The 24134-nt window shown below is 70.6% G+C and carries 26 protein-coding genes; 21 read left to right on the top strand and 5 right to left on the bottom strand.

Annotated features, from left to right (window positions below; all coding sequences use genetic code 11):
• Window positions 1-8: 8 nt before the first annotated feature.
• Complete coding sequence (locus CHC09_RS21570) at window positions 9-371, bottom strand: hypothetical protein (RefSeq protein ID WP_089294989.1); 363 nt, start codon at window positions 369-371, stop codon at window positions 9-11.
• Window position 372: 1 nt separating this feature from the next.
• Window positions 373-669 (bottom strand): hypothetical protein, encoded by a 297-nt coding sequence (locus CHC09_RS21565; RefSeq protein ID WP_089294988.1) that lies wholly within the window; start codon window positions 667-669, stop codon window positions 373-375.
• A 364-nt stretch (window positions 670-1033) separates the two neighbouring features.
• Between CHC09_RS21565 and folP the strand changes: the two genes are divergently transcribed.
• From folP to CHC09_RS21530, 7 genes are all read left to right on the top strand, one after another.
• The gene (folP, locus tag CHC09_RS21560) at window positions 1034-1852 is read left to right on the top strand and encodes a dihydropteroate synthase (protein ID WP_089295248.1); all 819 of its coding nucleotides are present in this window, start codon (window positions 1034-1036) and stop codon (window positions 1850-1852) included.
• Between the two features lie 78 nt (window positions 1853-1930).
• Window positions 1931-2302 carry a dihydroneopterin aldolase gene (gene folB / locus CHC09_RS21555; protein WP_089294987.1) on the top strand — a complete coding sequence of 124 codons (372 nt, stop codon included), beginning with the start codon at window positions 1931-1933 and terminating at the stop codon, window positions 2300-2302.
• 61 nt (window positions 2303-2363) lie between these two features.
• Window positions 2364-2891 (top strand): 2-amino-4-hydroxy-6-hydroxymethyldihydropteridine diphosphokinase, encoded by a 528-nt coding sequence (gene folK, locus CHC09_RS21550; RefSeq protein ID WP_089294986.1) that lies wholly within the window; start codon window positions 2364-2366, stop codon window positions 2889-2891.
• Window positions 2888-3421, top strand: coding sequence for a DUF3180 domain-containing protein (locus CHC09_RS21545; RefSeq protein WP_089294985.1), 534 nt, complete (start codon window positions 2888-2890; stop codon window positions 3419-3421). The genes folK and CHC09_RS21545 overlap by 4 nt, the downstream gene beginning before the upstream one ends.
• 126 nt (window positions 3422-3547) lie before the next feature.
• Window positions 3548-4783, top strand: a complete 1236-nt coding sequence (locus tag CHC09_RS21540) for an ABC transporter permease (RefSeq protein WP_089294984.1) — start codon at window positions 3548-3550, stop codon at window positions 4781-4783.
• Window positions 4784-4799: 16 nt separating this feature from the next.
• A complete protein-coding gene (locus CHC09_RS21535) occupies window positions 4800-5081 on the top strand; it encodes a hypothetical protein (RefSeq protein WP_373871931.1) in 282 nt (93 codons plus the stop codon).
• 47 nt (window positions 5082-5128) lie between these two features.
• Window positions 5129-5620 (top strand): hypothetical protein, encoded by a 492-nt coding sequence (locus CHC09_RS21530; RefSeq protein ID WP_089294982.1) that lies wholly within the window; start codon window positions 5129-5131, stop codon window positions 5618-5620.
• A 37-nt stretch (window positions 5621-5657) separates the two neighbouring features.
• Here the strand turns inward: CHC09_RS21530 and CHC09_RS21525 are convergent, their stop codons facing one another.
• Window positions 5658-6632: an ABC transporter ATP-binding protein gene (locus tag CHC09_RS21525; RefSeq protein ID WP_089294981.1), complete on the bottom strand. Its 975-nt coding sequence runs from the start codon at window positions 6630-6632 to the stop codon at window positions 5658-5660.
• 2 nt (window positions 6633-6634) lie between these two features.
• On the opposite strand from CHC09_RS21525, the gene CHC09_RS21520 reads away from it, so the two are divergent.
• From CHC09_RS21520 to CHC09_RS21505, 4 genes are all read left to right on the top strand, one after another.
• The gene (locus tag CHC09_RS21520) at window positions 6635-7357 is read left to right on the top strand and encodes an ABC transporter permease (RefSeq protein ID WP_239138422.1); all 723 of its coding nucleotides are present in this window, start codon (window positions 6635-6637) and stop codon (window positions 7355-7357) included.
• A 120-nt stretch (window positions 7358-7477) separates the two neighbouring features.
• The gene (locus CHC09_RS21515) at window positions 7478-8194 is read left to right on the top strand and encodes an ABC transporter permease (protein ID WP_089294980.1); all 717 of its coding nucleotides are present in this window, start codon (window positions 7478-7480) and stop codon (window positions 8192-8194) included.
• A 139-nt stretch (window positions 8195-8333) separates the two neighbouring features.
• Window positions 8334-9332: a glycine betaine ABC transporter substrate-binding protein gene (locus CHC09_RS21510; protein WP_089294979.1), complete on the top strand. Its 999-nt coding sequence runs from the start codon at window positions 8334-8336 to the stop codon at window positions 9330-9332.
• Window positions 9333-9427: 95 nt separating this feature from the next.
• Window positions 9428-11356, top strand: a complete 1929-nt coding sequence (locus tag CHC09_RS21505; protein WP_089294978.1) for a hypothetical protein — start codon at window positions 9428-9430, stop codon at window positions 11354-11356.
• 1 nt (window position 11357) lies between these two features.
• Here the strand turns inward: CHC09_RS21505 and CHC09_RS21500 are convergent, their stop codons facing one another.
• Both CHC09_RS21500 and CHC09_RS21495 read right to left on the bottom strand, forming a co-directional pair.
• Entirely contained in the window at window positions 11358-12482 is a 1125-nt protein-coding gene (locus CHC09_RS21500; RefSeq protein WP_089294977.1) for an NADH-quinone oxidoreductase subunit D, read from the bottom strand.
• Between the two features lie 267 nt (window positions 12483-12749).
• The gene (locus tag CHC09_RS21495) at window positions 12750-13697 is read right to left on the bottom strand and encodes an SAM-dependent methyltransferase (RefSeq protein WP_089295246.1); all 948 of its coding nucleotides are present in this window, start codon (window positions 13695-13697) and stop codon (window positions 12750-12752) included.
• A gap of 297 nt (window positions 13698-13994) precedes the next feature.
• On the opposite strand from CHC09_RS21495, the gene CHC09_RS21490 reads away from it, so the two are divergent.
• The 10 genes from CHC09_RS21490 to CHC09_RS21445 all read left to right on the top strand — a co-directional run.
• Window positions 13995-14897 carry a Rossmann-like and DUF2520 domain-containing protein gene (locus tag CHC09_RS21490; RefSeq protein ID WP_089294976.1) on the top strand — a complete coding sequence of 301 codons (903 nt, stop codon included), beginning with the start codon at window positions 13995-13997 and terminating at the stop codon, window positions 14895-14897.
• On the top strand, window positions 14894-15727 hold the full coding sequence (panC, locus tag CHC09_RS21485) for a pantoate--beta-alanine ligase (protein ID WP_089294975.1): 834 nt from the start codon (window positions 14894-14896) through the stop codon (window positions 15725-15727). The genes CHC09_RS21490 and panC overlap by 4 nt, the downstream gene beginning before the upstream one ends.
• Complete coding sequence (panD, locus tag CHC09_RS21480; protein WP_089294974.1) at window positions 15727-16155, top strand: aspartate 1-decarboxylase; 429 nt, start codon at window positions 15727-15729, stop codon at window positions 16153-16155. Before panC ends, panD begins: the two co-directional genes overlap by 1 nt.
• Window positions 16156-16249: 94 nt before the next feature.
• Window positions 16250-17230 carry a septum formation family protein gene (locus CHC09_RS21475; RefSeq protein ID WP_089294973.1) on the top strand — a complete coding sequence of 327 codons (981 nt, stop codon included), beginning with the start codon at window positions 16250-16252 and terminating at the stop codon, window positions 17228-17230.
• 61 nt (window positions 17231-17291) lie between these two features.
• Window positions 17292-18938 carry an L-aspartate oxidase gene (locus CHC09_RS21470; RefSeq protein ID WP_089294972.1) on the top strand — a complete coding sequence of 549 codons (1647 nt, stop codon included), beginning with the start codon at window positions 17292-17294 and terminating at the stop codon, window positions 18936-18938.
• Complete coding sequence (nadC, locus tag CHC09_RS21465; RefSeq protein ID WP_089294971.1) at window positions 18935-19792, top strand: carboxylating nicotinate-nucleotide diphosphorylase; 858 nt, start codon at window positions 18935-18937, stop codon at window positions 19790-19792. Before CHC09_RS21470 ends, nadC begins: the two co-directional genes overlap by 4 nt.
• 52 nt (window positions 19793-19844) lie before the next feature.
• On the top strand, window positions 19845-20603 hold the full coding sequence (locus CHC09_RS21460) for a type III pantothenate kinase (RefSeq protein ID WP_089294970.1): 759 nt from the start codon (window positions 19845-19847) through the stop codon (window positions 20601-20603).
• A 60-nt stretch (window positions 20604-20663) separates the two neighbouring features.
• Window positions 20664-22172, top strand: a complete 1509-nt coding sequence (lysS, locus tag CHC09_RS21455) for a lysine--tRNA ligase (RefSeq protein ID WP_089294969.1) — start codon at window positions 20664-20666, stop codon at window positions 22170-22172.
• A 104-nt stretch (window positions 22173-22276) separates the two neighbouring features.
• Window positions 22277-22633 carry a histone-like nucleoid-structuring protein Lsr2 gene (locus CHC09_RS21450; protein ID WP_089294968.1) on the top strand — a complete coding sequence of 119 codons (357 nt, stop codon included), beginning with the start codon at window positions 22277-22279 and terminating at the stop codon, window positions 22631-22633.
• A gap of 353 nt (window positions 22634-22986) precedes the next feature.
• Window positions 22987-24134: Clp protease N-terminal domain-containing protein (locus tag CHC09_RS21445; RefSeq protein WP_143232455.1), on the top strand; the 1148-nt coding region annotated here is incomplete at its 3' end.

The raw sequence follows: 24134 nt of genomic DNA, 5'->3' as shown, positions 1-24134 counted from the left end.
CGAACCGGTCATACCAACTCCTCCCGAACCCGGATGCGAGTGGCGACAAGTCTGGGATCGCGACGCTCCACCGCGGACTCGCGGGTGCGGCGCCAGTCGGTGAGCGCGGTGCGGATGACGACCCGGGCCGGCCGATCCGGGTCGACGTGCCGGAACACGTACGACGTCGTCACCATGGCCAGGGCGATCTCCCAGGCCGGGAACGCATCGAAGTCGAGCGTGATCAGGTAGTGGAGGACCATGAAGAGGGGTACCAACACCACGAACATGCCGTACTGCGCATATGGCAGGTGGATCGGCAGTGTGTACCCGGGCGGGCCTAGGTAGACCAGGCGAGCCCGGTAGATGTCGTCGTCGGTCCGGAGCCGCATCTCAGTTGAAGATCAACTTGATCAGGTAGTCGCCGACGAAGAAGAGGGTTGCCGCGCCGGCGATGAAGGCCAGGCCCACGATGGCGATCGCCGAGCTGGTGAGCACTTTGGAGACCTCGCCGCGACTGGCCCGGCCGATGAAGATCACGCCGAGTGCCGCCAGCAGGATCGGTGCGATGTTCTTCGCGAAGAAAGAGACGATGCCCGACGTGTTGATGCCGGGAGTCTCCGCGGGTGCTGCGAGCACGCTGCTCTGGAGCGCCGTCGCGACGTGACCGGCGAGCTCGGTGGCAATCATCGGTAAACCTCCCCGTGTCCGGTATGGGGGGTGCGGACACGCTGCAGTTGTAAAGCCGTTCGGCAACGCCCATATCGTGCTGCCTGTAGCTCACCACGTCGAGTGAGCCATTCGGGCACTGCCATGCTCGTCTGCTCTCTTCGGTCACTTCATGATGCCCAGATCCGAAGAGTACGGCTCGTACTTGCGAGCAACAAGCGTCCGTTTCGTTACCCATGGTGAAGGAATGGATGAATGAGCGTCACGATGGCATCGTACACCTGTTCGAAACACCCTGGCCCCGTACTCTCGGCGGGTGCTCACTCCGCCGACAGATGCCCAGGTCACCGGCGCTGAACTGCTGCATCGGGATCACCCGGTCGTGATGGGCGTCCTGAACGTCACGCCGGACTCGTTCTCCGACGGTGGCCGTTTCACCGACCTCGAAGCCGCCGTTCAACATGGCATTTCCCTGTTCCGTGCGGGCGCGGACATCGTCGATGTCGGAGGTGAGTCGACCCGCCCCGGCGCGGAGCGTGTCGACGCCGCCACGGAGGCGGCTCGGGTCGTACCCGTCATCGAAGGTCTTGCCGCCGCCGGCGTCCCGCTGAGCATCGACACGAGCCGCGCCGCGGTCGCCGAGGCCGCCCTGGCCGCCGGCGCTGTGGTGATCAACGACGTCTCCGGCGGGTTGGCCGATCCGGCCATGGCGACGGTCGCCGCGGCGGCCGGCTGCCCGTGGGTTCTGATGCACTGGCGCGGACACTCCCGCGACATGCAGCGGCTGGCCGTCTATCAGGACGTGGTCGCCGAGGTCCGCGACGAACTGCGGGCCCGGGCGGACGCCGCGATCGCGGCCGGGGTCGACCCCGGCCGCATCATCCTCGACCCGGGTCTCGGCTTCGCCAAGAATCCGGAACACAACTGGGCGCTCAGCGCGCACCTCGACGTCCTGATCGATCTCGGCTTCCCGGTCCTCTTCGCCGCCAGCCGCAAGACCTACCTGGGAAGACTGCTGGCGGAACCGGACGGGACGCCGCGCCCGGTGCCCGGTCGCGAGGCGGCCACCCTGGCCACCTCACTGCTGGCGGCCGCGTCCGGCGCCTGGGGGATCCGGGTCCATCAGGTCCGCGAGACCGCGGACGCCCTCGCGGTCTGGCGCGCCACCGGGTCGCCGCGATTGAAAAAGACCCAGAACAGCTAGAGGTACGACCCGGGTCCGCCCCATTCCAGGCCCGGAGGCCGAGCTGACCTGGCAACGAGTGAGACAGGGGGAACCGGGGTGACCGGACAGATCACGCTGACCGGGCTGCGCGCCCGCGGCCGGCACGGCGTCTACGACTTCGAGCGTGAGCAGGGCCAGGACTTCGTCGTCGACGTCCGCCTCGACCTCGACCTCGACCTGGGCCGGGCCGCCGCGACCGACGACGTGGCCGACACCGTGCACTATGGCGAACTGGCGACCGCCCTGGTGGAAGTCCTCACCGGTGAGCCGGTCAATCTGCTGGAACGCCTCGCCGACCGGCTGCTCGACGTCTGCCTGGCCGACCCGCGGGTGTCCGCCGCCGAGGTCACCGTGCACAAACCGCAGGCCCCGATCCCGCACGAGTTCGCCGATGTCGCGGTCACCCTGCGCCGGGAGCGTTCCGCATGAGCGAGCTTGCGAGCGGATCAGTCAGCTCAGGTCGACGCCGGGGCGCAGCGGAGGTGGCGGCATGAGCCGGGCCGTTCTTTCGGTCGGGAGCAACCTGGGAGACCGGCAGGCCCACCTGCGGGCGGCGGTCGACCTGCTCGGCGACAGCGTGCGAGCGGTGTCCGGGGTCTACGAGACGCCCCCATGGGGCGATCCGGATCAACCGGCGTACCTCAATGCGGTGATCCTGGTCGAGGATCCCGCCGCGACCCAGCACGACTGGCTGGACCGGGCGCGGGCCTGTGAAGCGGCCGAGGGCCGCGAGCGGAACCCGGACCGCCGGTTCGGCCCACGCACCCTGGACGTCGACGTGATCGCCGTGTGGGACGCCGACGGCCGCCCGGTCTCCGTGGACGACCCGGAACTCACCCTGCCGCATCCGCGGGCGCGGTTGCGGGCCTTCGTGCTGCGCCCGTGGCTCGACCTGCAGCCCGACGGCGACCTGCCCGGCCACGGTGCGCTCGCCGAGTTGCTCGCCGCGCCGGAACTCGCCGCCGATGTCGCCGCGATGACGTTCCGCCCGGATCTGTCGCTAGAGTCGATGGCGTGAGCGCCAACCCCGACGGCTCCCCGGACAGGCGCCGGACCGACCCGTCACTGCAACCGACGAGCGTCTCGGCGCTGGTGCTGGCCGCGCTGATCGGTGCGGCGCTGGGCTGGCTGCTGCTCGGCTACAACCAGCTCTTCTACAAGCTGACCCCGCTGCCCTGGACCGGGGCGATCGTGTTGTTCGCGCTCGCGGTGGTCGAGGGCTATCTCGCGCAGAACACCAGTGCCCGGATCCAGCGCAAGCCCGGCGCACCGCCGGTCGAGCCGCTCGCCGTGGCCCGCTACGCCGCACTCGCCAAGGCGTCCTCCCTGGTCGGTGCGCTCACCGCCGGCTTCTCCGCGGGGCTTCTGATCTGGCTCGTGACGGAGCCGACCGACTTCGCCGAGGCGGACATCCCGACGGTGGCGACCACACTGGTCGCGGCGGTCGCCCTGATCGGCACGGCACTCTGGTTGGAGCGCTCCTGCCGGGTGCCGGATCGGCCCGACCGGAAGGACGACGACTCCGGCAGGCCCTCCGACAGGCGTTGACAAACGTCAAAGTGTTATGGGCTCTGAACTGTGGCCGTCTCGTATCCGTATCCTGTGCGGCGGGTCACCCGACCCGGAGTAGCGTGCGCCTCGAACCGCTGTTGGGGGCGTAAGGAGGCGCGGACCATGGCGTACGACGAGACGGCGTTCCGCCGGCCCGGCGACAGCACCGGTGAGACCGACCCGGCCGCGTACCGGCGCCGTGTCCAGCTCGACGACACCGCCGGCGGCTCCACCCTCGACCAGTCGTTGCCCGCCCCGGTTGGCGCGGTTCCGGCGGCCGAGGACGACGGCCGGGACCGGCTCGGCGTCCACCTGGGCTGGGAGATCGTTCTCCTGGTCGCTGCCGGGGTGATCGGCTTCCTGCTGTGGCGGGAGAACTCCGCCGTCCTGCAGCGCCCCGCCCTGGACGGCCTGCTGGTCGTCGGCGCCGCGGTCGGCCTGATCACGCTCGGTGCCGGGCTGTCCCTGCGAGCCGGCGTGCCGAACCTGGCGATCGGCCCGATCGTGCTGGCCGCCGAGTTCCAGTTCGCCGAGAACGGGGACAAGGGCATCCTCCAGGCGCTGGTCCCAGCGCTGATCATCGCGGCCGCCGGCGGCCTGATCGTGGGCGTGCTGATCCTGGTGCTGCACGTGCCGGGCTGGGCGGCCACCCTGGCCGCCGCGCTCGGCGTGATCACCTTCGACCAGCTCCGGGTCGGCGCCGTCGCGGTGCAGGGTGATTGGGAGCCGACCGACCGCGCCTTCCTGCTCTTCGGCGGGTTCGCGCTGCTGGCCGTGCTGGGCTCCGGCCTCGGGGCGATCGGCCCGGTGCGCCGGTTCCTCGGCCGGATGCGCCCGGACGGTGACCCGGCCGCCCGGCGCGGCGCCGGGGCCGTGCTGCCGGTGCTGGTGGCCCTGGTCCTCTCCTCGGTCTTCGCGGCCGGCGCCGGCGTGATCCTGGCCGGTCATTCGGCCGCTCCGATCCGGCCCGGCACCGGCCTCGAGTGGACCGGTATCGGCCTCGGCCTGGCGCTGCTCGGCGGGACCAGTGCGTACGGTCGCCGCGGCGGGATCTTCGGCACTCTCTTCGCGGTCATCGCGCTGACCCTGTTCCTGGACTTCCAGGACCGTCGGGACCTGCGGATCTCGCTCTTCGCGATCGCCGGCGCGATCTTCGTCGCGGGCCTGATCACCACCCGGATCGTCGAGTCGTACGGCCGCCTGGCCAACGCCGCGACCACGCAGAACTGGAACGCCGCGCCCTCCAGCGGCCTCGCCACCAGCTGGTCGCCGACCATGCCGGAGACCTGGACCACCGCCCCGGCCCAGCCCGCGCGCGGTGACCGTTGGGACGACGGACCGTGGGGCGCCACTCGCTGAAAGTATGCTTTCGGACATGACCACGCCCGGCTTCGCCGAACTGGACGCCCTGTCCACCGAAAAGCTGCGGGAACGTGCCTTCGCCAGGGCCCGTGAGAAGCGCGATGTCCGTTTCTTCTGGTCGGTGCTGGGGCACCTGCCGGACGCCGACGAGGCCGCCGCGCTGGACGGCGCGCCCAACTCGATCGGCCCGACCATCGACGAGGCCGTCGCGCTCTACCGCGAGCTGGAAGGCCGTAACCTCGGCGAGCAGGAGCCGCTGCTGCGGGCCGCGTTCATCGACTATCTCGGCAAATAGTGACAGTCGTCGTTTGAGTGCGTGTCCCCGCCGGGAATAGCGGGGCCATGGCTCTCGGAAACAGCTACAAGACCGCACCCGGTGCGGGCACTCTCGCCGCGCTCATACTCGTTCTGATCTTCGGCAGCCCCTGGTACGGCGACTGGGTCGGGGAGAACACCGACCCGGAGACCGCGGGCGGCTGGTGGCTGCGCCTGCTGCACTGGCCGAGCTGGCAGTTCGACACCTCGGACTCGCTGCGCGACGTGGTCGTCGGTGACCTCAGGGCGATCCTTCTCGTCCTGCTGACCTTCATCTTCCTGGTCCTGCTGCCCGGTTCGCAGCTGGCCCGGGCTCGCGGCACGATCAGCCAGCTCTTCGCCGGCTGGGCCGCGTACATCTTCGCGGGTGGTCTCGCCTCCCTGCTCGCCACCCTCTTCCTTGCCAACCCCTCGCTGCTCGGCGCGTTCCGGTCGGCCGGCAGCGGCGCCCAATACGGTCTCTTCGTCGGCTGGATTGTCGGCCTGGCGAGCCTCGGCGGTCGCCGGGGAACCAGGTGATCGGCCCCGCTCGGCGAAATGCCCGGTAGCGGGCCGGTCAGACCGCGGATTCCTCCGGTACGGGGGTCTCGAAGACGGCTGTCCGGGTCACCTGACCGACCGGACGGCCGTTCTCGGTCACCAGGACCGTGCCGGCGTTCTCGGTGAGCATCACGGCGAGCACCTCGTGCAGCGTCGCCGCGACGTCCACGCTGGGCAGGCCGTCGGCCGGGCCGTCGTGGGCCGACATCACGTCCCGCACCGGGGTCACCGCGAGCCGCCGGATGCCGCGGTCGGCGCCGACGAAGTCCCGCACCTCCGGTGACGCCGGTCGGCTCAGCAGCTCGGCCGGGGTCGCGTACTGGAGAAGGCGGCCGCCCTCGGCCAGCACCGCGATCCGGTCGCCCATCCGGACCGCCTCGTCGATGTCGTGGGTGACCAGCACGATCGTCTTGCGCACGGTGGCCTGCAGCCGCAGGAACTCCTCCTGGAGCCGGGCCCGCACGATCGGGTCGACCGCGGAGAACGGCTCGTCCATCAGCAGCACCAGCGGATCGGCGGCGAGGGCGCGGGCCACCCCGACCCGCTGGCGCTGGCCGCCGGAGAGTTCGTGCGGGTACCGCTTGCCGTACCGCGCCGGGTCCAGGCCGACGAGTTCCAGCAGTTCGTCGGCGCGGGTGTTGATCCGCTTGCGGTCCCAGCCGAGCAGGCGCGCGACCGTGCCGACGTTGGCCCGGACCGTCTGGTGCGGGAAGAGCCCGACGTTCTGGATCACGTAGCCGATCTGCCGGCGCAGCCGCACCGGATCCTGCTCGAGGATGTCGCGCCCGTCGATGGTGATCGTCCCGCGGGACGGCTCGATCAGCCGGTTGATCATGCGCAGGATGGTCGACTTGCCGGAGCCGGAGGCGCCGATCAGCACGGCGAGCTCGCCGGCACGCACCTCGAGACTGAAGCCGTCGACGGCCACGGTGCCGTCCGGATAGACCTTGCCGACGTCCGCCAGGGTGATCGATGCCGCGGTAGCGTCCACCTATGTCTCTCCTGTCCTGGGGACCGGCATTGCTGACGCCGGTGGCCGCACCCGCCGGCGACGGGCCGGGAAATCCCTGGTTCTCCTGGCGGTACGTCCACGAGAACGCCGACACCATCGGCGAAGCCTTGCGTTTTCACGCCGGGCTGACCGCGCAGACCGTGCTCCTCGCACTGGTCGTCGCCGTGCCGCTGGCCGTCGTCGCCTACTGGATCAAACCGTTGACCGCGCCGATTCTCGCACTCTCCGGGATTCTCTACACGATCCCTTCGCTGGCGCTGCTCTCCCTGCTGGCCCCGCTGCTCGGCACGACCAGCACCACCTCGGTCCTGGTCGCCCTGGTGATGTACGCGCTGCTGGTCCTGGTCCGGAACTCGCTGGCCGGGCTCACCCAGGTCCCGCCCGAGGTCATCGACGCCGCGACCGGCATGGGGTACAGCCGGTCGGGCCGGCTGCTGCGGGTCGAGTTGCCGCTCGCGCTGCCGGGCATCCTGACCGGCCTGCGCCTGGCCACCGTCTCCACTGTGGCGCTCGTCACGGTCGGCTCGCTGATCGGGCAGGGCGGTCTCGGCGACCTCATCCTGGGCGGCTTCCGGAACAACTTCTACAAAGCGGAGATCCTCACCGGCACGGTCCTCTGTGTGGGGCTGGCCCTGGTGCTCGATCTGCTGCTGGCCGGGTTGGGCCGGCTGCTGACCCCCTGGACCCGGGGTCGGGCCACATGAGCGAGCCTGCGAGCGAATCAATGGGCTCAGTTGTTGGCTCATGTCGACGCCGGAGCGTAGCGGAGGTGGCGGCATGAGCGAGCTTGCGAGCGAATCAGTGGGCTCAGTGGAGGTGTACCGATGAGCTATCTCCACGAGGGCATCGTCTGGCTGAACGATCCGCTGAACTGGAGCAACCCCGGCGGCCTGCTGGACCGCCTGACCGAGCACCTGCTGATCAGCCTCTGGGCGGTCCTGCTCGGCTGCGCGGTCGGCTGGCCGGTCGGGATCTGGCTCGGGCACCGCGGCCGGGGCGGCGGCGCGGTCATCACTGTCGCCAACCTCACCCTGGCCATCCCCACGCTGGCCCTGCTGACCATCCTGCCGCTCACCCCGCTCGGCTTCGGCAAGCCGCCGGTGGTGGTGGCGCTCGCCGTCTTCGCGGTGCCGCCGTTGCTGGCGAACGCGTACACCGGGCTGCGCTCGGTCGACCCGGAGACCCGGGAGGCGGCCCGCGGGATGGGCCTCTCCGGCGGGCAGTTGCTGCGCCAGGTCGAGCTGCCGCTCGCGGTGCCGTACCTGGCGGCCGGGCTGCGCACGGCGGCGGTCCAGGTGGTGGCGACCGCGGCGCTGGCCGCCCTGGTCAACGGCGGTGGCCTGGGACAGATCATCAGCGCCGGGTTCGGGATCGGGATGAGCAACGGCGGCGGGGGACAGATCGTCGCCGGCGGTCTCGCCGTAGCGTTGCTGGCACTTCTCGTCGAGGCCCTGCTGGCACTCGTGCAACGCCTGGTCACCCCGCCTGCCCTGCGGGCTCGCAAGCGCCGTCGAACCGGTGTGACGGTGACCACCGGATAACGCTCCGGCATCAAAAGGGTGATCTTGTCATACCCCCTTGGTAGGAAAGACGAGAACCAGCGGGCATCGCGATTCCGGCTGCCCGTCGGACACGCGGCACCGCCACCTGGGCGGTGCCGGGACACAGAAGGCGGCAGTGATGCGTCAGAACCTTTTCCGTGCGGCCGGCGTCCTCGCCGCGGCCGCCGTCGTCCTTGCCGGCTGCGGTGAAGCCGGTTCCTCCGGCACCGCGGCACCCCCGTCGGCGGCCGCCGGTGGTCAGGGCTGTGCCCCGGTCGCCGGGGACAAGCTGGTCGTGCTCACCGACGACAAGAAGCTGCAGAACACCGACAACGTCATCCCGGCCATCAACAAGAAGGCGTCCAGCCCCGAGCTGATCGCCGCGCTGGACAAGGTGTCGGCGGCGCTCGACACCGCCAAGCTGGTCGAGCTGAACAAGGCCGTCGACGTCGACCGCAAGTCGTCCAAGGCGGCCGCCCAGGAGTTCGTCACGGCGAACAACCTGACCGCGGGCCTCGCCAAGGGCGCAGGCGGCAAGATCACCGTCGGGGCGGCGAACTTCTCCGAGAACGCCACACTCGGCGAGCTGTACGGCATCGTCCTCACCGCGGCCGGCTACACCGTGAAGGTGCAGCAGATCGGCAACCGTGAGCTTTACGAGCCGGCTCTGGAGAAGGGCGAGATCTCGGTCGTCCCGGAGTACGCCGCGACCCTCGCGACGTTCCTGTCCGGCAAGGTCGACAAGAACGCCAAGGACCCCTCGTCGTCCGACCTGGATGCGACGGTGGCCAGCCTCAAGGCGCTCGGTGAGAAGCGCGGCCTGGTCTTCGGTCAGGCGAGCGCCGCGCAGGATCAGAACGCGTTCGCCGTCACCACGGCCTTCGCCGAGAAGTACGCCCTCACCACGCTCTCCGACCTGGCGAGCAAGTGCTCCGGCGCGGCCACCGTGCTGGGCGGCCCGGCCGAGTGCCCGCAGCGGCCCAAGTGCCAGCAGGGCCTCGTCGAGACGTACAGCTTCCAGGCCGGCCGGTTCGACACGCTGGACGCGGGCGGTCCGCTCACCAAGAACGCTCTGAAGCAGGGCACCATCTCGGTGGGCCTGGTCTTCAGCTCGGACGGTGCGCTCGCGGCCGGCTGACGATCGGTGACAGATGTGCTGAACGCCGGGCCGGTGTATGCCACCCGGCGTTCGGCCGTTTCGTCCCGGGCGCACTCTCGGTAACATCTGCGCCCATGCCGGAACGGGACTCCCAAGCGGGACACAGCGCACGCCTGCTTCGCGGCCTTCTCTGGGCCGGAGTGATCCTCGCCCCGCTGGCGGCCGCGCTCGTGATGGTCGGCGGAAGCCTGGGCTCGGTCCGGTTCGCGGTGCTGCTGATCGCCGTCAGTGTCGTGCTGATCGGCGCGTCGGTGCTGATCCGCAGTGATCCGATGCTGCTCCGGATGGATGTCGAGGACCGCGTCGCGGAGGAGATCGACCGGCTTCGAAAGGAACTGACCGCGGAGATATCGGCACGGGCGGCCGCTTCCGCGCCGGATCCGAACCGGCCGCCGCTGACGCCGCGCACGCCCGGCGCCCGGGTGCCGGTCCCGGCCGGAGCGGGTACCCCGAACGGTTACGTTCCGCAGCCGGGTCGCGGCTCTGGGCAAGGCGGTGGCTTCGGCCCGGACAACGGCTTCGCCCCCGAGAACGGCTTCTTCGACGGCCAGCCCGACGCGCAGCCCGGCATGAACAACCAGCAGGGCTTCGACAGCCAGCAGGGTTTCGACGGGCAGCAGGGTTTCGACGGGCAGCAGGGTTTCGACGGGCAGCAGGGTTTCGACGGCCAGCAGGGCTTCGACAGCCAGCAGGGCTTCGACAACCAGCAGGGCTTCGACGGCCAGCCCGGTTATGACGACCGAGCCTTCAACGGGCCGGGCTCGAACGGCTACGAGGCCGAGCCCGGCTACGGCGACCAGCAGAACGACTACTACGACGAGTACAGCCAGCCCGTCGCCCCCGAACCCGCCCGCCCCGCCGGCGGCCGTGCCGTGGTCGCGGGCAGCGCCCGCCCGATGTCACCGGGCGGCCCGGCCGGCCGCGCATCCGCGGCGGTCCCCACCGGTTCCGCCTCGATCGGCGGCCCCGCCACCGGCGCCGCCGTGGTGGGTTCGGCTTCGTTCGGTGCGGCCGCGGTCGTCCCGCCGCCCGGCGCTCCGATGCCGGGCGCTCCGATGTCCGGTGCCCCGATTCAGGGTGCCGCGCGGCCCGGTGCTCCGATGCCGAGTGCTCCGATGTCCGGTGCTGCGCGGTCCGGCGCTCCGATTCAGGGCGCTGCGAGGCCCGGTGCTCCGATGCCGAGTGCTCCGATGTCCGGTGCTGCGCGGTCCGGCGCTCCGATTCAGGGCGCTGCGAGGCCCGGTGCTCCGATGCCGAGTGCTCCGATGTCCGGTGCTGCGCGGTCCGGTGCCCCGATTCAGGGTGCTGCGAGGCCCGGTGCTCCGATGCCGAGTGCTCCGATGTCCGGTGCTGCGCGGCCCGGCGCTCCGATTCAGGGCACTGCGCGGCCCGGTGCCCCGATGCCGGGCGCCCCGATGTCCGGCGCTCCGACGCCACGCCAGCGCGGCGCCGCCTCCGTACCTCCACCGGCCGCCGGCACGGCCCGCGTCGCCGTCGCGCCTCCCGCCCCCAGCGGCGTCTACGGCGCCGCCCCGGCCGGCGCCACCTCCGGTCCACAGCCGCGCGCCTCCGCCGCCGTCCGCCCCGCCCCGGCGGTGTACGGCCGCCCTGACGCCCCCAACGGCTACGCCGGTATGAACGAGGTACCCGGCAACGGCTACGGCTCTGACGACGGCTACGGCGCCGAAGACGGTTACGGCCCGGCCAACGGTTACGGCCCGAGCGGCGGCTACGGCTACGACTCGGACGGCGGCTACGGCGGCGACAACGGTTTCGACCCCGCGAACGGCTACGGCCCGGACAACGGTTTCGAATCCGCGAACGGCTACGGCCCGGACAACGGTTTCGAACCCGCCAGCGGCGGCTTCCCGGCGAACGGCGACGACTCCGGCCAGTACAAGGCCCGCCGGCACCGTCCCTCGGCCAACGACACCAACGTCGGCTCGCTGGCCGATTTCGCCAACATGCCCGGCTACCGCGGAGACGCCCCGGCCGGCTGGTGACCTACTTGTCGATGTCTCCGACCACGAAGAACATCGACCCGAGGATCGCGATCAGATCCGGCACCAGGCAGCCCGGGATCAGGGTCGCCAGCGCCTGCACGTTCGCGTAGGACGCCGTCCGCAGCTTGAGCCGCCACGGCGTCTTGTCGCCGCGGGACACCAGGTAGTACCCGTTCACCCCGAGCGGGTTCTCGGTCCACGCGTACGTGTGGCCCTCCGGCGCCTTGACCACCTTGGGCAGTCGCACGTTGACCGGCCCGCCGATCCGCTCCACCCGGTCCAGGCACGCCTCGACCAGGTCGAGTGACACGTACACCTGCTCCAGCAGCACCTCGAACCGCGCGTGACAGTCCCCGGCCGTCCGGGTCACCACTGGAACGTCGAGCTGGTCGTAGAGGAGATACGGCTCGTCCCGCCGTACATCGAAATCCAGACCGCTTGCCCGCGCCACCGGACCGGAGGCGCCGTAGGCGGCGGCGTCGGCCGCGGACAGGACGCCGACCCCGACGGTCCGCGCCATGAAGATGTCGTTCCTGTGGATGATGCGGTCCAGATCGGGCATCCGCCGCCGGACCGCCGCCACCGCCTGCCGCGCCCGCTTCGTCCAGCCGGCCGGGACCTCCTCCTTCAGGCCACCGACCCGGTTGAACATGTAGTGGATCCGCCCGCCGGAGACCTCCTCCATGACCGCCTGCAGGGTCTCCCGCTCCCGGAAGGCGTAGAACATCGGCGTGATCGCGCCGATCTCCAGCGGGTACGAGCCGAGGAACATCAGGTGGTTCAGCACCCGGTTCAGCTCGGCGAGGGCCATCCGCAGCCAGATCGCCCGCTCGGGCACCTCGATGCCCATCAGCCGCTCGACCGCGAGCACCACGCCCAGCTCGTTCGAGAACGCGGAGAGCCAGTCGTGCCGGTTGGCCAGCATGATGATCTGCCGGTAGTCCCGCACCTCGAAGAGCTTCTCCGCGCCGCGGTGCATGTACCCGACGATCGGCTCGCAGGTGACCACCCGCTCCCCGTCCAGCGTCAGCTTGAGCCGCAGCACGCCGTGCGTCGACGGATGCTGCGGCCCGATGTTGAGGACCATGTCCGCCGTCTCCAGCCCGGCTCCGGTCCCGACAGTCATCTCCCTCAGCGAGTCCGTCACAGACGCATCGTCGCACGCCCGCCGCTGTCCGGTCCGGGTCAGCCGCTCGCTTTCCGGCGCGCGGCGGCCCGCGCGACGAACACCCACCGGACGACCCGGCCGCGCCACCCGGTTTCGGTCCCACCGCAAACCATTCCCGGGTACGACCTGTGGAGCCCCGTGTCCAGCCCTTTCGGGCCACGCCCCGGGCCGATCTCGCGCGGCGTCGCCGCCACCGCGTGGCCGCGACGCGCCGAGCGGTGGAGGTCAGGCGAGCGAGAGATCGATGCCGATGGGGTGCCAGAGCCACCAGTGGGCACCGAGCCCGCTGGTGGAGGTCAACTCGGCCGCCTCGCCGGCCGCGGCGAGGGCGCGCAGATAGACCACCGGGTCGCTGCCGGCCAGGGCGAGCGACGGGCGCGCACCGCTGATCCCGAACGGTCGCAGCGCCTCACGCTGACGGATCATCTCGTACGGCACACCGGTCGCCTCCGCGGTCGCGTCGACGGCGACGTGGGCGGTGACGTCGCAGCTGCCGTCCGGGACCGGTGGAACCTGACGGCCGTCGCGGAACCCGGTGAGCGTCCCCAGTGGAGGCCGCTCCTCCCGGCGGTGGCCGTAGTCGATGCAGAGTGCGGCGCCGCGGCGCACCCGCTCGACCGCATCCGACCAGGCCGCGTCCCGTGGGGCGCCGATCTCGATCCGCCCCGGCCCGGCCCACCAGCGGCTCGCCCACAAGACCTCGGCCGCGTCGGCCGGCCCGCCCAGCGTCTCCACCCCGGTGCGCCGGTCCACCAGGACCTTCCGCAGCCGCCCGGACCCGTCCGTCTCCACGACGTCGAGCGGCACGTTGTCCAGCCATTCCGTGGCGATCAGCAGCCCGGTCACCGTCTCCGGCAGGTCCCGCCGCCACCGGATCCGCCCGTCCAGCCCTTCCGGCCGGGCCGCCATCTCGACCGCGACCGGCCGCACCCGGTCGGCCAGGTCCCCGGGCAGCGCCGCGCACAGCGTGGTGAGCAGCTCTCCGCGCCCGGCTCCGACATCCACCAGGTCGAACCGCTCCGGCCGGCCGAGCGCCGTGTCGACCCGCTCGACCAGTCGCGCCAACGCCCCGGCGAACAGCGGCGACGCGTGCACGCTGGTCCGGAAATGATCAGCGGGGCCGCTCTGCGGGCGCACGAAGAACCCGTCCGGGCCGTAGAGGGCCGACCCCATCGCCGACCGCCAGCCGATCCCCGTCACGCCGTCAGCTTAGAAGGCTCCGCCGGGCCCGGGCCGCTTCCCTCGAGTCGCACCGGTCCCAGCGCGGCGCCGGGCCGGGGTCCGGGGTGTCTAGGGTTGCCCCGGCCGGGAACGTCGTGCCAGGGCTCAGGGGTGTCGGAGAACGTCCGATACACCCCTGGGAACGACCGGGCAGGGGGCCCGGTGCGGTTGTTCACACGTGGTTGCTACGAGCGTGTTACGGCGGCGCATACTGGCGCTCGACCGGTACCCGACCTGAGGACTGGATCCATGAACGCTTTGACCGTCGGCGTGATCGGCGCCGGCCGGGTGGGTGCTGTGCTGGGCGCGGCGCTGAACGCGGCCGGGCACCGGGTGGTCGCCGCCGCGGCCGTCTCGGCCGCCTCCCGCGAGCGGGTCGCCCGCCTACTGCCGGAGGCCGTGATCCGGCCGGCCGGCGAGGTCGCCCGCGCCGCCACCGACCTGCTGCTGCTCGCCGTCCCCGACGACGCCCTCCGGAGCGTGGTCGCCGGCTTGAACAGCACCGGGGCGCTTCGTCCGGATCAGATCGTCGCGCACACCTCCGGTGCTCACGGACTGGACGTTTTCGGCGATGTAACCGGTATGGCGCTGCATCCCGCGATGACGTTCACCGGCACGGAGACCGATCTGGCCCGGCTGCCCGGCATCGCCTGGGGCGTGACGAGCCGGGACCGGGCGTTCGCCACCCGGCTGGTCGCCGACCTGGGTGGCGTGCCGGAGTGGATCGCCGAGGATGCCCGGCCGGTCTACCACGCGGCGCTCGCGCACGGTGCGAACCACCTGGTCACGCTCGTCAACGAGGCGGCTGACACGCTGCGCGCGGCGGGGGTCGAGCAGCCCGCCCGGGTGCTCGCCCCGCTGCTGACCGCGGCGCTGGACAACGCGCTGCGGATGGGTGACGCCGCGCTGACCGGGCCGGTCTCCCGGGGGGACGCCGGCACGGTGGCGAAACACCTGGATCGGCTGCCGGACGAGGCCGTACCGGCGTATCTGGCTCTGGCCCGGCGCACCGCGGACCGCGCGCTCACGTCCGGAAGACTGCGCCCGCAGGACGCCGAGGATCTTCTGCGGGTGTTGTTCCCGGTGGCGGATTTCGCACCGCGGGACGGCGTGGCGACGGTGGCAGACGGCACAGTGAGGAGCCCGGCATGACCCAGGTGGTGCACACCCGCGACGAGTTGGCCGCGGTGCTGGACGCCGCGGGTGGCGAGATCGCGGTCGTGATGACCATGGGCGCGTTGCACGAGGGGCACCGGCGGCTGATCCGGGTGGCCCGGGAGCGGTCGCCGTTCGTGGTCGTGACGATCTTCGTGAACCCGTTGCAGTTCGGGCCGGCCGAGGACTTCGAGAAGTACCCGCGGACCCTGGACGAGGATCTCGAGGCGTGCCGGGCCGAGGGCGCGGCGGTGGTCTTCGCGCCCGGCCGGGACGACGTCTATCCGGGCGGGGCGCCGTCGATCACGATGAATCCGGGGCCGCTCGGCGCGATCCTGGAGGGCGCCAGCCGACCGGGTCACTTCTCCGGCATGCTCACCGTGGTCGAGAAGTTGTTGCGGCTCACCCGCGCCGACGTCGCGTTCTTCGGCGAGAAGGACTTCCAGCAGCTTGCGCTGATCCGCCGGATGGTGGTCGATCTGGAGCTCGGCGTGGAGATCGTCGGGGTTCCGACCGTACGGGAAGACGACGGTCTGGCCCTGTCCAGCCGTAACCGGTATCTTTCGCCGACAGAACGGATCTCCGCGCTGGCGCTTTCCCGCGCTCTGCGCGAGGGCGCCGTACACAGCGAGCCGAAAGCGGTCCTGGCCGCCGCCGGGAAGATCCTGGCGGATGAGCCGGGCGCACGCCTTGACTACCTCGAACTGACCGGTCCCGACCTGGGGGCAGTCCCCACCGACGGCCCGGCCCGCCTGTTGGTGGCCGCCAGGGTCGGCGCCACCCGCCTGATCGACAACGTCTCGATCGTTCTCCGGAAGGAAGCCTGATGCTGCGCACCATGTTGAAGTCGAAGATCCACCGTGCCACCGTGACGCAGGCCGACCTGCACTACGTCGGCTCGGTGACCGTCGACCTCGACCTGATGGAGGCGGCCGACCTGCTGCCCGGCGAGCTGGTGGCGATCGTCGACGTGACCAACGGCGCGCGGCTGGAGACGTATGTGATCCCGGGTGAGCGGGGCACCGGCGTGATCGGCATCAACGGTGCCGCCGCGCACCTGGTCCACCCCGGTGACCTGGTCATCCTGATCTCCTACGGGCAGATGGACGACGCGGAGTCCCGTGCGTACCAGCCTCGGGTGGTGCACGTGGACGCCGAGAACCGGGTGATCGAGCTGGGTGCGGACCCGGCCGAGGCGGTCGCCGGGATGGCCGACGAGCTGGTCCGGGGCGACCTGACGCTGCCCGCCCGTTGATCGTGGAGTGACTTTCCCGAACGCCGCCGATGAACCGGTCTGATCATCATATGATCGATAAATCGGACATCGGCGGCGTGTGGGGAGGTCCTTCATGCGACTCTGGCGTGCCCGATCGCGTCACCGGCGTGCCGGCGCGCGGAACCGGCGCGCCGGTTCGAGTCCGGGCTTCGGCGTCGACCTGGCCGCCCTGCTGGGATTGATGCTGCTGGCCGCCGGGTGCGGAAACCCCGGCAACGTCGACGGGGACCTCACCAACAACTGGGCCGCGATGGCCCCGGCGACCGGCTTCGAACCCAAGGCCGACACCTGTCACATGGCCAACTTCGCGTCGACCGGCCCGCGGGCGACCTACGAGGAGGTCAACTGCGCGATGCCGCACCGCACCGAGACGGTCTACGTGGGCGAGTACACCGGGCAGGCCGCGACCGCTGACCAGCCGCCGTCGGAGGCCTCCGCGGGGGCGCACAAGGCTTACGAGATCTGCGACCAGAAGACGACCGCCTACGTCGGGGGTCCGTGGCGTACCGCCCGGTTGTGGATCGGGGTGACCCACCCGTCGCCCGCGGCGTGGGCCGGCGGTTCCCGCTGGTTCCGCTGCGAGGTGGTCGAGCTCGATTCGATCGAGGACAACGGCGCTCTGGTCGAGCGCAAGGGCAGCCTGCGCAACGTGCTGGCCACCGACGCCGGCGCCAGGCTGAGGCTCGGCTGCTATGCGGTCAGCCTGGACTCGAGCGGTGCGATCGACACCATGGGTCCGGCCTCCTGCGGCGCCAAGCACAACGCCGAGTTCGCCGGGGTGTGGAAGGCGCCGGCCGACATCTCGTACCCGAAGGGCGACGAAGCCTGGGAGAGGTTCCACGACGGCTGTCGCTCGGTGGTCGCCGACTACATCGGGGTGCCCGACGACAAGAACCTCGAATACCGGACGGGCGTGGTCTCGCTCCCCGGAAACTCGGACGTCTGGGCACAGGGTGACCGGGGTGTGCGCTGTTACTTCTGGCTGGACGGCGCCGCGCTGACGTCCTCGCTGAAGGGCAAGGGGCCCAAAGCGCTGCCGGTCCAGTACAAGTAACACTGACCACTGATGGTGCCCCCGCCGTGCCGGGTGTGCACGGGCGGAGTGTACTGACCACATGTCACCTCTCGCGGATCTACCGGCGCTACCGCGCCGGCTCGCCGCCGCCGAGCCGGGCTGGAACGAGACCACCGACGTGGTCGTGATCGGTTCCGGGATAGCCGGGCTGACCGCCGCTCTGCACCTGCGTGAGCAGGGCCTGCACGTCACGGTGGTCACCAAGGTCAACATCGACGACGGCTCCACGCGCTGGGCGCAGGGCGGGATCGCCGGCGTCCTCGACCCGCTGGACACGCCGCAGGCGCACGCGTACGACACCGAGATCGCCGGTGTCGGGCTCTGCGACCCGGAGGCGGTGAAGGTGCTGGTCGAGGAGGGCCCGGCGCGGATCCGGGAGCTGATCCGCCGGGGCGCCGAGTTCGACCGCAACCCGGACGGCTCCCTGATGCTGACCCGCGAGGGCGGCCACCGGGCCGACCGGATCGTGCACGCCGGCGGCGACGCGACCGGCGCCGAGGTGCAGCGCGCCCTGCACGCCGCGGTCCGCCGCGACCCGTGGATCCGGCTGGTCGAGCACGCGCTGGTGCTGGACCTGCTGCGGGCCGCCGACGGGCGGGCCTGTGGGATCACCCTGCACGTGCTGGGCGAGGGCTCGGAGGACGGCGTGGGCGCCATCCTGGCCCGCGCGGTCGTGCTGGCCACCGGCGGGATGGGGCAGATCTACGCGTCCACCACCAACCCCTCGGTCTCCACCGGCGACGGGGTGGCGCTCGCGCTGCGCGCCGGCGCGGCGGTCACCGACGTGGAGTTCGTCCAGTTCCACCCGACCTCGTTCGTCACCTCCGGGCTCAACTCGGTGCAGCGGCCGCTGATCTCCGAGGCGCTGCGGGGCGAGGGCGCGCACCTGGTCGACGAGAACGGCGACCGGTTCATGGTCGGGCAGCACGAGCTGGCCGAGCTGGCCCCGCGCGACGTGGTCGCCAAGGGCATCTACCGGGTGCTGCGGGCCACCGGCGCGGATCACGTCTACCTGGACGCCCGGCACCTCGGCAAGGAGTTCCTGGAGCACCGGTTCCCGACGATCATGGCTTCCACCCGGGCGGCCGGCGTGGACCCGGCGACCGAGCTGATCCCGGTCGCCCCGGCCGCGCACTACGCCTCCGGCGGGGTCCGCACCGACCTGCACGGCCGCACCACCATCCCGGGTCTGTACGCCTGTGGCGAGGTGGCCTGCACCGGCGTGCACGGCGCCAACCGGCTGGCCAGCAACTCGCTGCTGGAGGGCCTGGTCTTCGCCAAACGGATCGCCGACGACATCGGCCGGGAGCTGCCCGCTCAGGCCGAGCCGGTGCGGATGAACATGACCCCGGCGTGGGTGGCCGACGCGGCGATCCGCCCCGAGGTGCAGCGCGCCATGACCCGCGGCGCCGGGGTGCTGCGCTCGGCCGACTCGCTCGACACGGCGGCCAAGGAGCTGACCCGGCTGGCCCAGTCGCGGGCCACCCCGAACACCGCGGCGTGGGAGGCGACCAACCTGCTCACCGTCGCCACCGCGCTGGTCGCCTCGGCGCGCAGCCGGAGGGAGACGCGGGGCTGTCACTGGCGTGAGGACTACCCGACCGCGGCCGACGAGTGGCGTGGGCACCTGCTCGACTCCATCGTCGCGGGCGGCGGCATGACCCAGAATTTTCAGGAGATGCAGTGAACGACTTCGGGTTGGACTTCGCTGAGGTGCAGCGGATCGTGTTGACCGCGCTCGCCGAGGACCTCGGGGACCCGCCCCGCGACGTGACCAGCGAGGCGACCATCCCATCCGATCAGGTCGACACCGCCGAGCTGGTGGCCCGCGCCGACGGCGTGGTGGCCGGCCTGCCGGTGGCCGCCGAGGTCTTCGCGATCACCTCGCAGGGGCACGCGGAGTTCCGGCAGATCGCCGAGGAGGGCGACCGGGTCGCGCGGGGTGACGTGCTGGCTATGGTGACCGGGCCGACCCGGGCGCTGCTCACCGCCGAGCGGACCGCGCTCAACCTGATCAGCCGGATGTCCGGGGTGGCGACCCACACCCGTAAGTGGGCCGACCAGCTGGCCGGCAGCAAGGCCACGGTGCTGGACACCCGCAAGACCACGCCAGGGCTGCGATCGCTGGAGAAGTACGCGGTCCGGGCCGGCGGCGGCACCAACAAGCGGATGGGCCTGTACGACGTCGCCATGATCAAGGACAACCACAAGCTGGCCGCGGGCAGCATCACCGCCGCGTACCGGCTGGTCCGGGACACCTTCCCGGACGTGGCGGTGCAGGTCGAGGTGACCACGCTGGCCGAGGCGCGGGAGGCGGTGGAGGCCGGCGCGACGTTCCTGCTCTGCGACAACATGAGCCCGGAGCTGCTGGCCGAGGTGGTCGGTGCGATCGGCGGGCGGGCCGAGCTGGAGGCGACCGGGAACCTGACCCTGGCGACCGCGGCGGCCTACGCGGCGACCGGGGTGGATTACCTGTCGGTGGGCGGGCTGACCCACTCGTCGCCGATCCTGGACATCGCACTGGACCTGCGCCCGCGCTGACAGCACCGCCCGTACAGAATAGGGCTCTTGATTTTGATCCTTAGGGGCATCCGTGCTGCTTTGCATTGACATCGGAAACACCAACACCGTGCTGGCCACCTTCGACGGTGACAAGCTGGTGCACAACTGGCGGATCAAGACCGACGCCGCCTCGACCGCGGACGAGCTCGGTCTGATGTTCCGCGGGCTGCTGGCCGGCGACGCGGTGGAGATCACCGGGGTCGCGGCCTGCTCCACGGTGCCGGCCGCGCTGCGCAACCTGCGCACGATGCTCAAGCGGTACTACGGCGACGTGCCCAGCGTGATCGTCGAGCCGGGCGTGAAGACCGGGGTGCAGCTGGCCATCGACAACCCGAAGGAGGTGGGCGCGGACCGGGTGGTGAACACCCTGGCCGCGCACGCGCTCTACGGCGGGCCGTCGATCGTGGTCGACTTCGGTACCACCACCAACTTCGACCTGATCAGCGCGAAGGGCGAGTTCCTCGGCGGCGCGTTCGCCCCGGGGATCGAGATCTCCTTCGACGCCCTCGCCGCCCGGGCCGCCCAGCTGCGCAAGGTGGAGCCGACCAAGCCGCGCTCGGTGATCGGCAAGAACACCGTGGAGTGCCTGCAGGCCGGGCTCTACTACGGCTTCGGTGGTCAGGTGGACCGGATCGTGGAGCGGATGGTCGAGGAGATCGGCCCGGTCCGCGCGGTGATCGCCACCGGCGGCCTGGCCTGGCTGGTGAAGGACGAGTGCCGCACGCTGACCGCGCATGAGCCGATGATCACGCTGATCGGCCTGCGGATGGTATATGAGCGGAACGTCTGAACCGGGCTGAGTAGGCTTTCCGAGTCGTTGTCCCAGCCCCACTCCACAGGAAGACGTGCCGTGACCGAGCAGAACACGCCAGCGACCGAACCCGCCGAGGACCTTCCCGAGCAGATGCGCGTCCGCCGGGCGAAGCGGGACCGGATGCTGGCCGAGGGTGTGCAGCCCTACCCGGTCACCGTCCCCCGGACGATCAGCCTGGCCCAAATCCGCGAGCAGTACGCGGAGCTGCCGACCGACACCGCCACCGGCGACCAGGTCTCGGTCACCGGTCGGGTGATCTTCATCCGGAGCGGTGGCAAGCTCTGCTTCGTCACCCTCCGGGAGGGTGACGGCACCGAACTGCAGGCCATGCTCTCGCTGGACCGGGTCGGTGCCGAGCGGCTGGAGGAGTGGAAGCGGCTGGTCGACCTCGGTGACCTGGTCGCGGTCACCGGTGAGGTGATCACCAGCCGGCGTGGTGAGCTCTCCGTTCTCGCCGATTCTTGGTCGATGAGCGCCAAGGCGCTGCGCCCGCTCCCGGTCGCGCACAAGCCGCTTTCCGAGGAGACCCGGGTGCGGCAGCGTTATGTGGATCTCATCGTTCGACCGCAGGCCAGGGACACCGTGCGTACTCGCGCAACTGTGGTCCGTAGCCTTCGGGAGTCGCTGTTCCGCCGCAATTATCTCGAGGTGGAAACGCCGATGTTGCAGTTGCTGCACGGTGGCGCGACCGCTCGTCCGTTTGTGACGCACAGCAACGCACTGGATACTGATCTTTATCTGCGGATCGCTCCGGAACTGTTTTTGAAGCGGGCCGTGGTCGGCGGCATCGACCGGGTCTTCGAGATCAACAGGAACTTCCGGAATGAGGGCATGGACTCCACGCACTCCCCGGAGTTCGCCATGCTCGAGGCATATCAGGCGTACGCCGACTACAACGTGATGCAGGTGCAGACGCGCGAGTGGATTCAGGAGGCCGCGCAGGCGGTCGCCGGTTCGCACGTGGTCACCCACCACGACGGCACCGAGGTCGACCTGGGCGGCGAGTGGAACCAGATCACCCTCTTCGGCGCCATCTCCGAGGCGCTCGGCGAGGAGGTCACCATCGAGACCGACCTGGCCCAGCTCCAGCGGTACGCGGAGAAGGTCCAGCTCGGTGTCGACCCCAAGTGGAGCGCCGGCAAACTGGCCGAGGAGCTGTTCGAGCACCTCGTGCAGCACACCCTGCAGGCGCCCACCTTCGTCCGGGACTACCCGGAGCAGACCGCGCCGCTGACCGCGCCGCACCGGGAGACGCCCGGTCTCACCGAGAAGTGGGACCTCTACGTGGGCGGCTTCGAGCTCGCCACCGCGTACTCCGAGCTGGTCGACCCGGTTGTTCAGCGGGAACGGCTGCACGCCCAGTCGCTGCTGGCGGCCGGCGGCGACGCCGAGGCGATGCAGCTCGACGAGGATTTCCTCCGGGCCATGGAGTACGGAATGCCGCCCAGCGGTGGCATGGGAATGGGAATCGACCGGCTGTTGATGGCGCTCACCGGCCTGGGCATTCGGGAAACGATCCTCTTCCCGTTGGTCCGCCCGGAGTAGCCGATCGTCAATTACTGCCCCCGCCATTGACGGGCGATGTCCCCCTGGCGTTATTGTTCTCGCATTGCGTGGGAGAGAACCTGTGTTCGGGAGGATAACGGCGCGTGGCCAAGCAGATCATTCACAAGCTGGTCGATGACATCGACGGTGCCGAAGCCGACGAGACCGTGAAGTTTGCGCTTGACGGTATTCAGTACGAGATCGATCTCTCGGAGAAGAACGCCGCGGAATTGCGGGAGGTCTTCGCTCCGTACGTGGGCGCGGGCACCAAGGTGGCTCGTGGCGGTGTGGTCGTTGGCGGCCGCGCGGCCCGTGGCCGGGGCGGGGCTGCGGCCGACCGGGAGCAGAACAAGGCGATCCGGGAGTGGGCCAAGAAGGCCGGTTACGACATCTCCGACCGCGGGCGCATCCCGCAGGAGATCGTCGACGAGTACCACGCGAAGGGCCCCGGTCGGGCCTGAGTTTTTCGCTGGAGAGGGCGTACCGGTCACCGGTACGCCCTCTCTGTGCTTCCAGCCCGTCGCCGAGTCGCCTTCAGTACGGTTATCCACAGGGAGGACCGCGTTGTCCACAGGCTGTGGACCAAGCGGATTTCGCTGTCCGCGTACACGTTCGGGTGGGGGAAGAGCCGCTGAGCGTGCGAAGTTGGCTAAATCAACGTTGCGGATCGTTTTGAGGGCCTGCGAGGGGCCCGGCGGATGCTCCCGGCGGCGATAGAGTTACAGCACGGGTATCACCGATGCCCGTGCGCTGGCCCCGCCAGCTGTTGAGACAGGCTCAGCATTGGCGCACGGCACGTGAGGAGCACGAGGGCATGTTCGAGCGGTTCACCGACCGAGCGCGACGGGTTGTCGTCCTGGCCCAAGAAGAGGCCCGGATGCTCAACCACAACTACATCGGTACAGAGCACATCCTGTTGGGCCTCATCCACGAGGGGGAGGGCGTCGCCGCAAAGGCTCTCGAGAGCCTCGGCATCTCTCTCGAGGGGGTCCGTCAGCAGGTCGAGGAAATCATCGGCCAGGGTCAGCAGGCGCCGAGCGGGCACATCCCGTTCACGCCGCGGGCGAAGAAGGTGCTGGAGCTCTCGCTGCGGGAGGCGTTGCAGCTCGGGCACAACTACATCGGTACCGAGCACATCCTGCTCGGCCTGATCCGGGAGGGTGAGGGCGTCGCCGCCCAGGTGCTGGTCAAGCTCGGCGCCGACCTCAACCGGGTCCGCCAGCAGGTGATCCAGCTGCTCTCCGGTTACCAGGGCAAGGAGCCGGCCGCCGCGGGCACCGCCACCGGCGAGGCCGCGCCGTCCACCTCGCTGGTCCTCGACCAGTTCGGGCGCAACCTCACGCAGGCCGCCCGGGAGGGCAAGCTCGACCCGGTGATCGGCCGGGAGAAGGAAATCGAGCGGGTCATGCAGGTGCTGTCCCGCCGGACCAAGAACAACCCGGTGCTGATCGGCGAGCCGGGCGTCGGCAAGACCGCCGTGGTCGAGGGCCTGTCCCAGTCCATCGTCAAGGGCGAGGTGCCCGAGACGCTGAAGGACAAGCAGCTCTACACGCTCGACCTGGGCGCGCTGGTCGCCGGCTCCCGTTACCGCGGTGACTTCGAGGAGCGCCTGAAGAAGGTGCTCAAGGAGATCCGCACCCGGGGCGACATCATCCTGTTCATCGACGAGATCCACACCCTGGTCGGTGCGGGTGCCGCCGAGGGCGCGATCGACGCGGCCTCGATCCTGAAGCCCATGCTCGCGCGTGGCGAGCTGCAGACGATCGGCGCGACGACCCTCGACGAGTACCGCAAGCACCTGGAGAAGGACGCCGCTCTCGAGCGCCGCTTCCAGCCGATCCAGGTCGGTGAGCCGTCGCTGGCGCACACCATCGAGATCCTCAAGGGTCTGCGTGACCGCTACGAGGCGCACCACCGGATCAGCATCACGGATGCCGCCCTGGTGGCCGCGGCGACGCTGGC

It is taken from the genome of Actinoplanes regularis (genome assembly GCF_900188005.1).
Classification (GTDB): Bacteria; Actinomycetota; Actinomycetes; order Mycobacteriales; family Micromonosporaceae; genus Actinoplanes; species Actinoplanes regularis.
Note: the sequence above shows the minus strand (reverse complement) of the source record. Positions and strands in the feature narration are given on the sequence as shown.

Bases quoted from the DNA above. Each gene is read 5' to 3' on its own strand.
- CHC09_RS21570 (WP_089294989.1), bottom strand. From the start codon at position 371: ATGCGGCTCCGGACCGACGACGACATCTACCGGGCTCGCCTGGTCTAC.
- CHC09_RS21565 (WP_089294988.1), bottom strand. From the start codon at position 669: ATGATTGCCACCGAGCTCGCCGGTCACGTCGCGACGGCGCTCCAGAGC.
- folP (WP_089295248.1), top strand. From the start codon at position 1,034: ATGGGCGTCCTGAACGTCACGCCGGACTCGTTCTCCGACGGTGGCCGT.
- folK (WP_089294986.1), top strand. From the start codon at position 2,364: ATGAGCCGGGCCGTTCTTTCGGTCGGGAGCAACCTGGGAGACCGGCAG.
- CHC09_RS21540 (WP_089294984.1), top strand. From the start codon at position 3,548: ATGGCGTACGACGAGACGGCGTTCCGCCGGCCCGGCGACAGCACCGGT.
- CHC09_RS21535 (WP_373871931.1), top strand. From the start codon at position 4,800: ATGACCACGCCCGGCTTCGCCGAACTGGACGCCCTGTCCACCGAAAAG.
- CHC09_RS21530 (WP_089294982.1), top strand. From the start codon at position 5,129: ATGGCTCTCGGAAACAGCTACAAGACCGCACCCGGTGCGGGCACTCTC.
- CHC09_RS21520 (WP_239138422.1), top strand. From the start codon at position 6,635: ATGTCTCTCCTGTCCTGGGGACCGGCATTGCTGACGCCGGTGGCCGCA.
- CHC09_RS21515 (WP_089294980.1), top strand. From the start codon at position 7,478: ATGAGCTATCTCCACGAGGGCATCGTCTGGCTGAACGATCCGCTGAAC.
- CHC09_RS21510 (WP_089294979.1), top strand. From the start codon at position 8,334: ATGCGTCAGAACCTTTTCCGTGCGGCCGGCGTCCTCGCCGCGGCCGCC.
- CHC09_RS21505 (WP_089294978.1), top strand. From the start codon at position 9,428: ATGCCGGAACGGGACTCCCAAGCGGGACACAGCGCACGCCTGCTTCGC.
- CHC09_RS21500 (WP_089294977.1), bottom strand. From the start codon at position 12,482: ATGACTGTCGGGACCGGAGCCGGGCTGGAGACGGCGGACATGGTCCTC.
- CHC09_RS21495 (WP_089295246.1), bottom strand. From the start codon at position 13,697: ATGGGGTCGGCCCTCTACGGCCCGGACGGGTTCTTCGTGCGCCCGCAG.
- CHC09_RS21490 (WP_089294976.1), top strand. From the start codon at position 13,995: ATGAACGCTTTGACCGTCGGCGTGATCGGCGCCGGCCGGGTGGGTGCT.
- panC (WP_089294975.1), top strand. From the start codon at position 14,894: ATGACCCAGGTGGTGCACACCCGCGACGAGTTGGCCGCGGTGCTGGAC.
- panD (WP_089294974.1), top strand. From the start codon at position 15,727: ATGCTGCGCACCATGTTGAAGTCGAAGATCCACCGTGCCACCGTGACG.
- CHC09_RS21475 (WP_089294973.1), top strand. From the start codon at position 16,250: ATGCGACTCTGGCGTGCCCGATCGCGTCACCGGCGTGCCGGCGCGCGG.
- CHC09_RS21470 (WP_089294972.1), top strand. From the start codon at position 17,292: ATGTCACCTCTCGCGGATCTACCGGCGCTACCGCGCCGGCTCGCCGCC.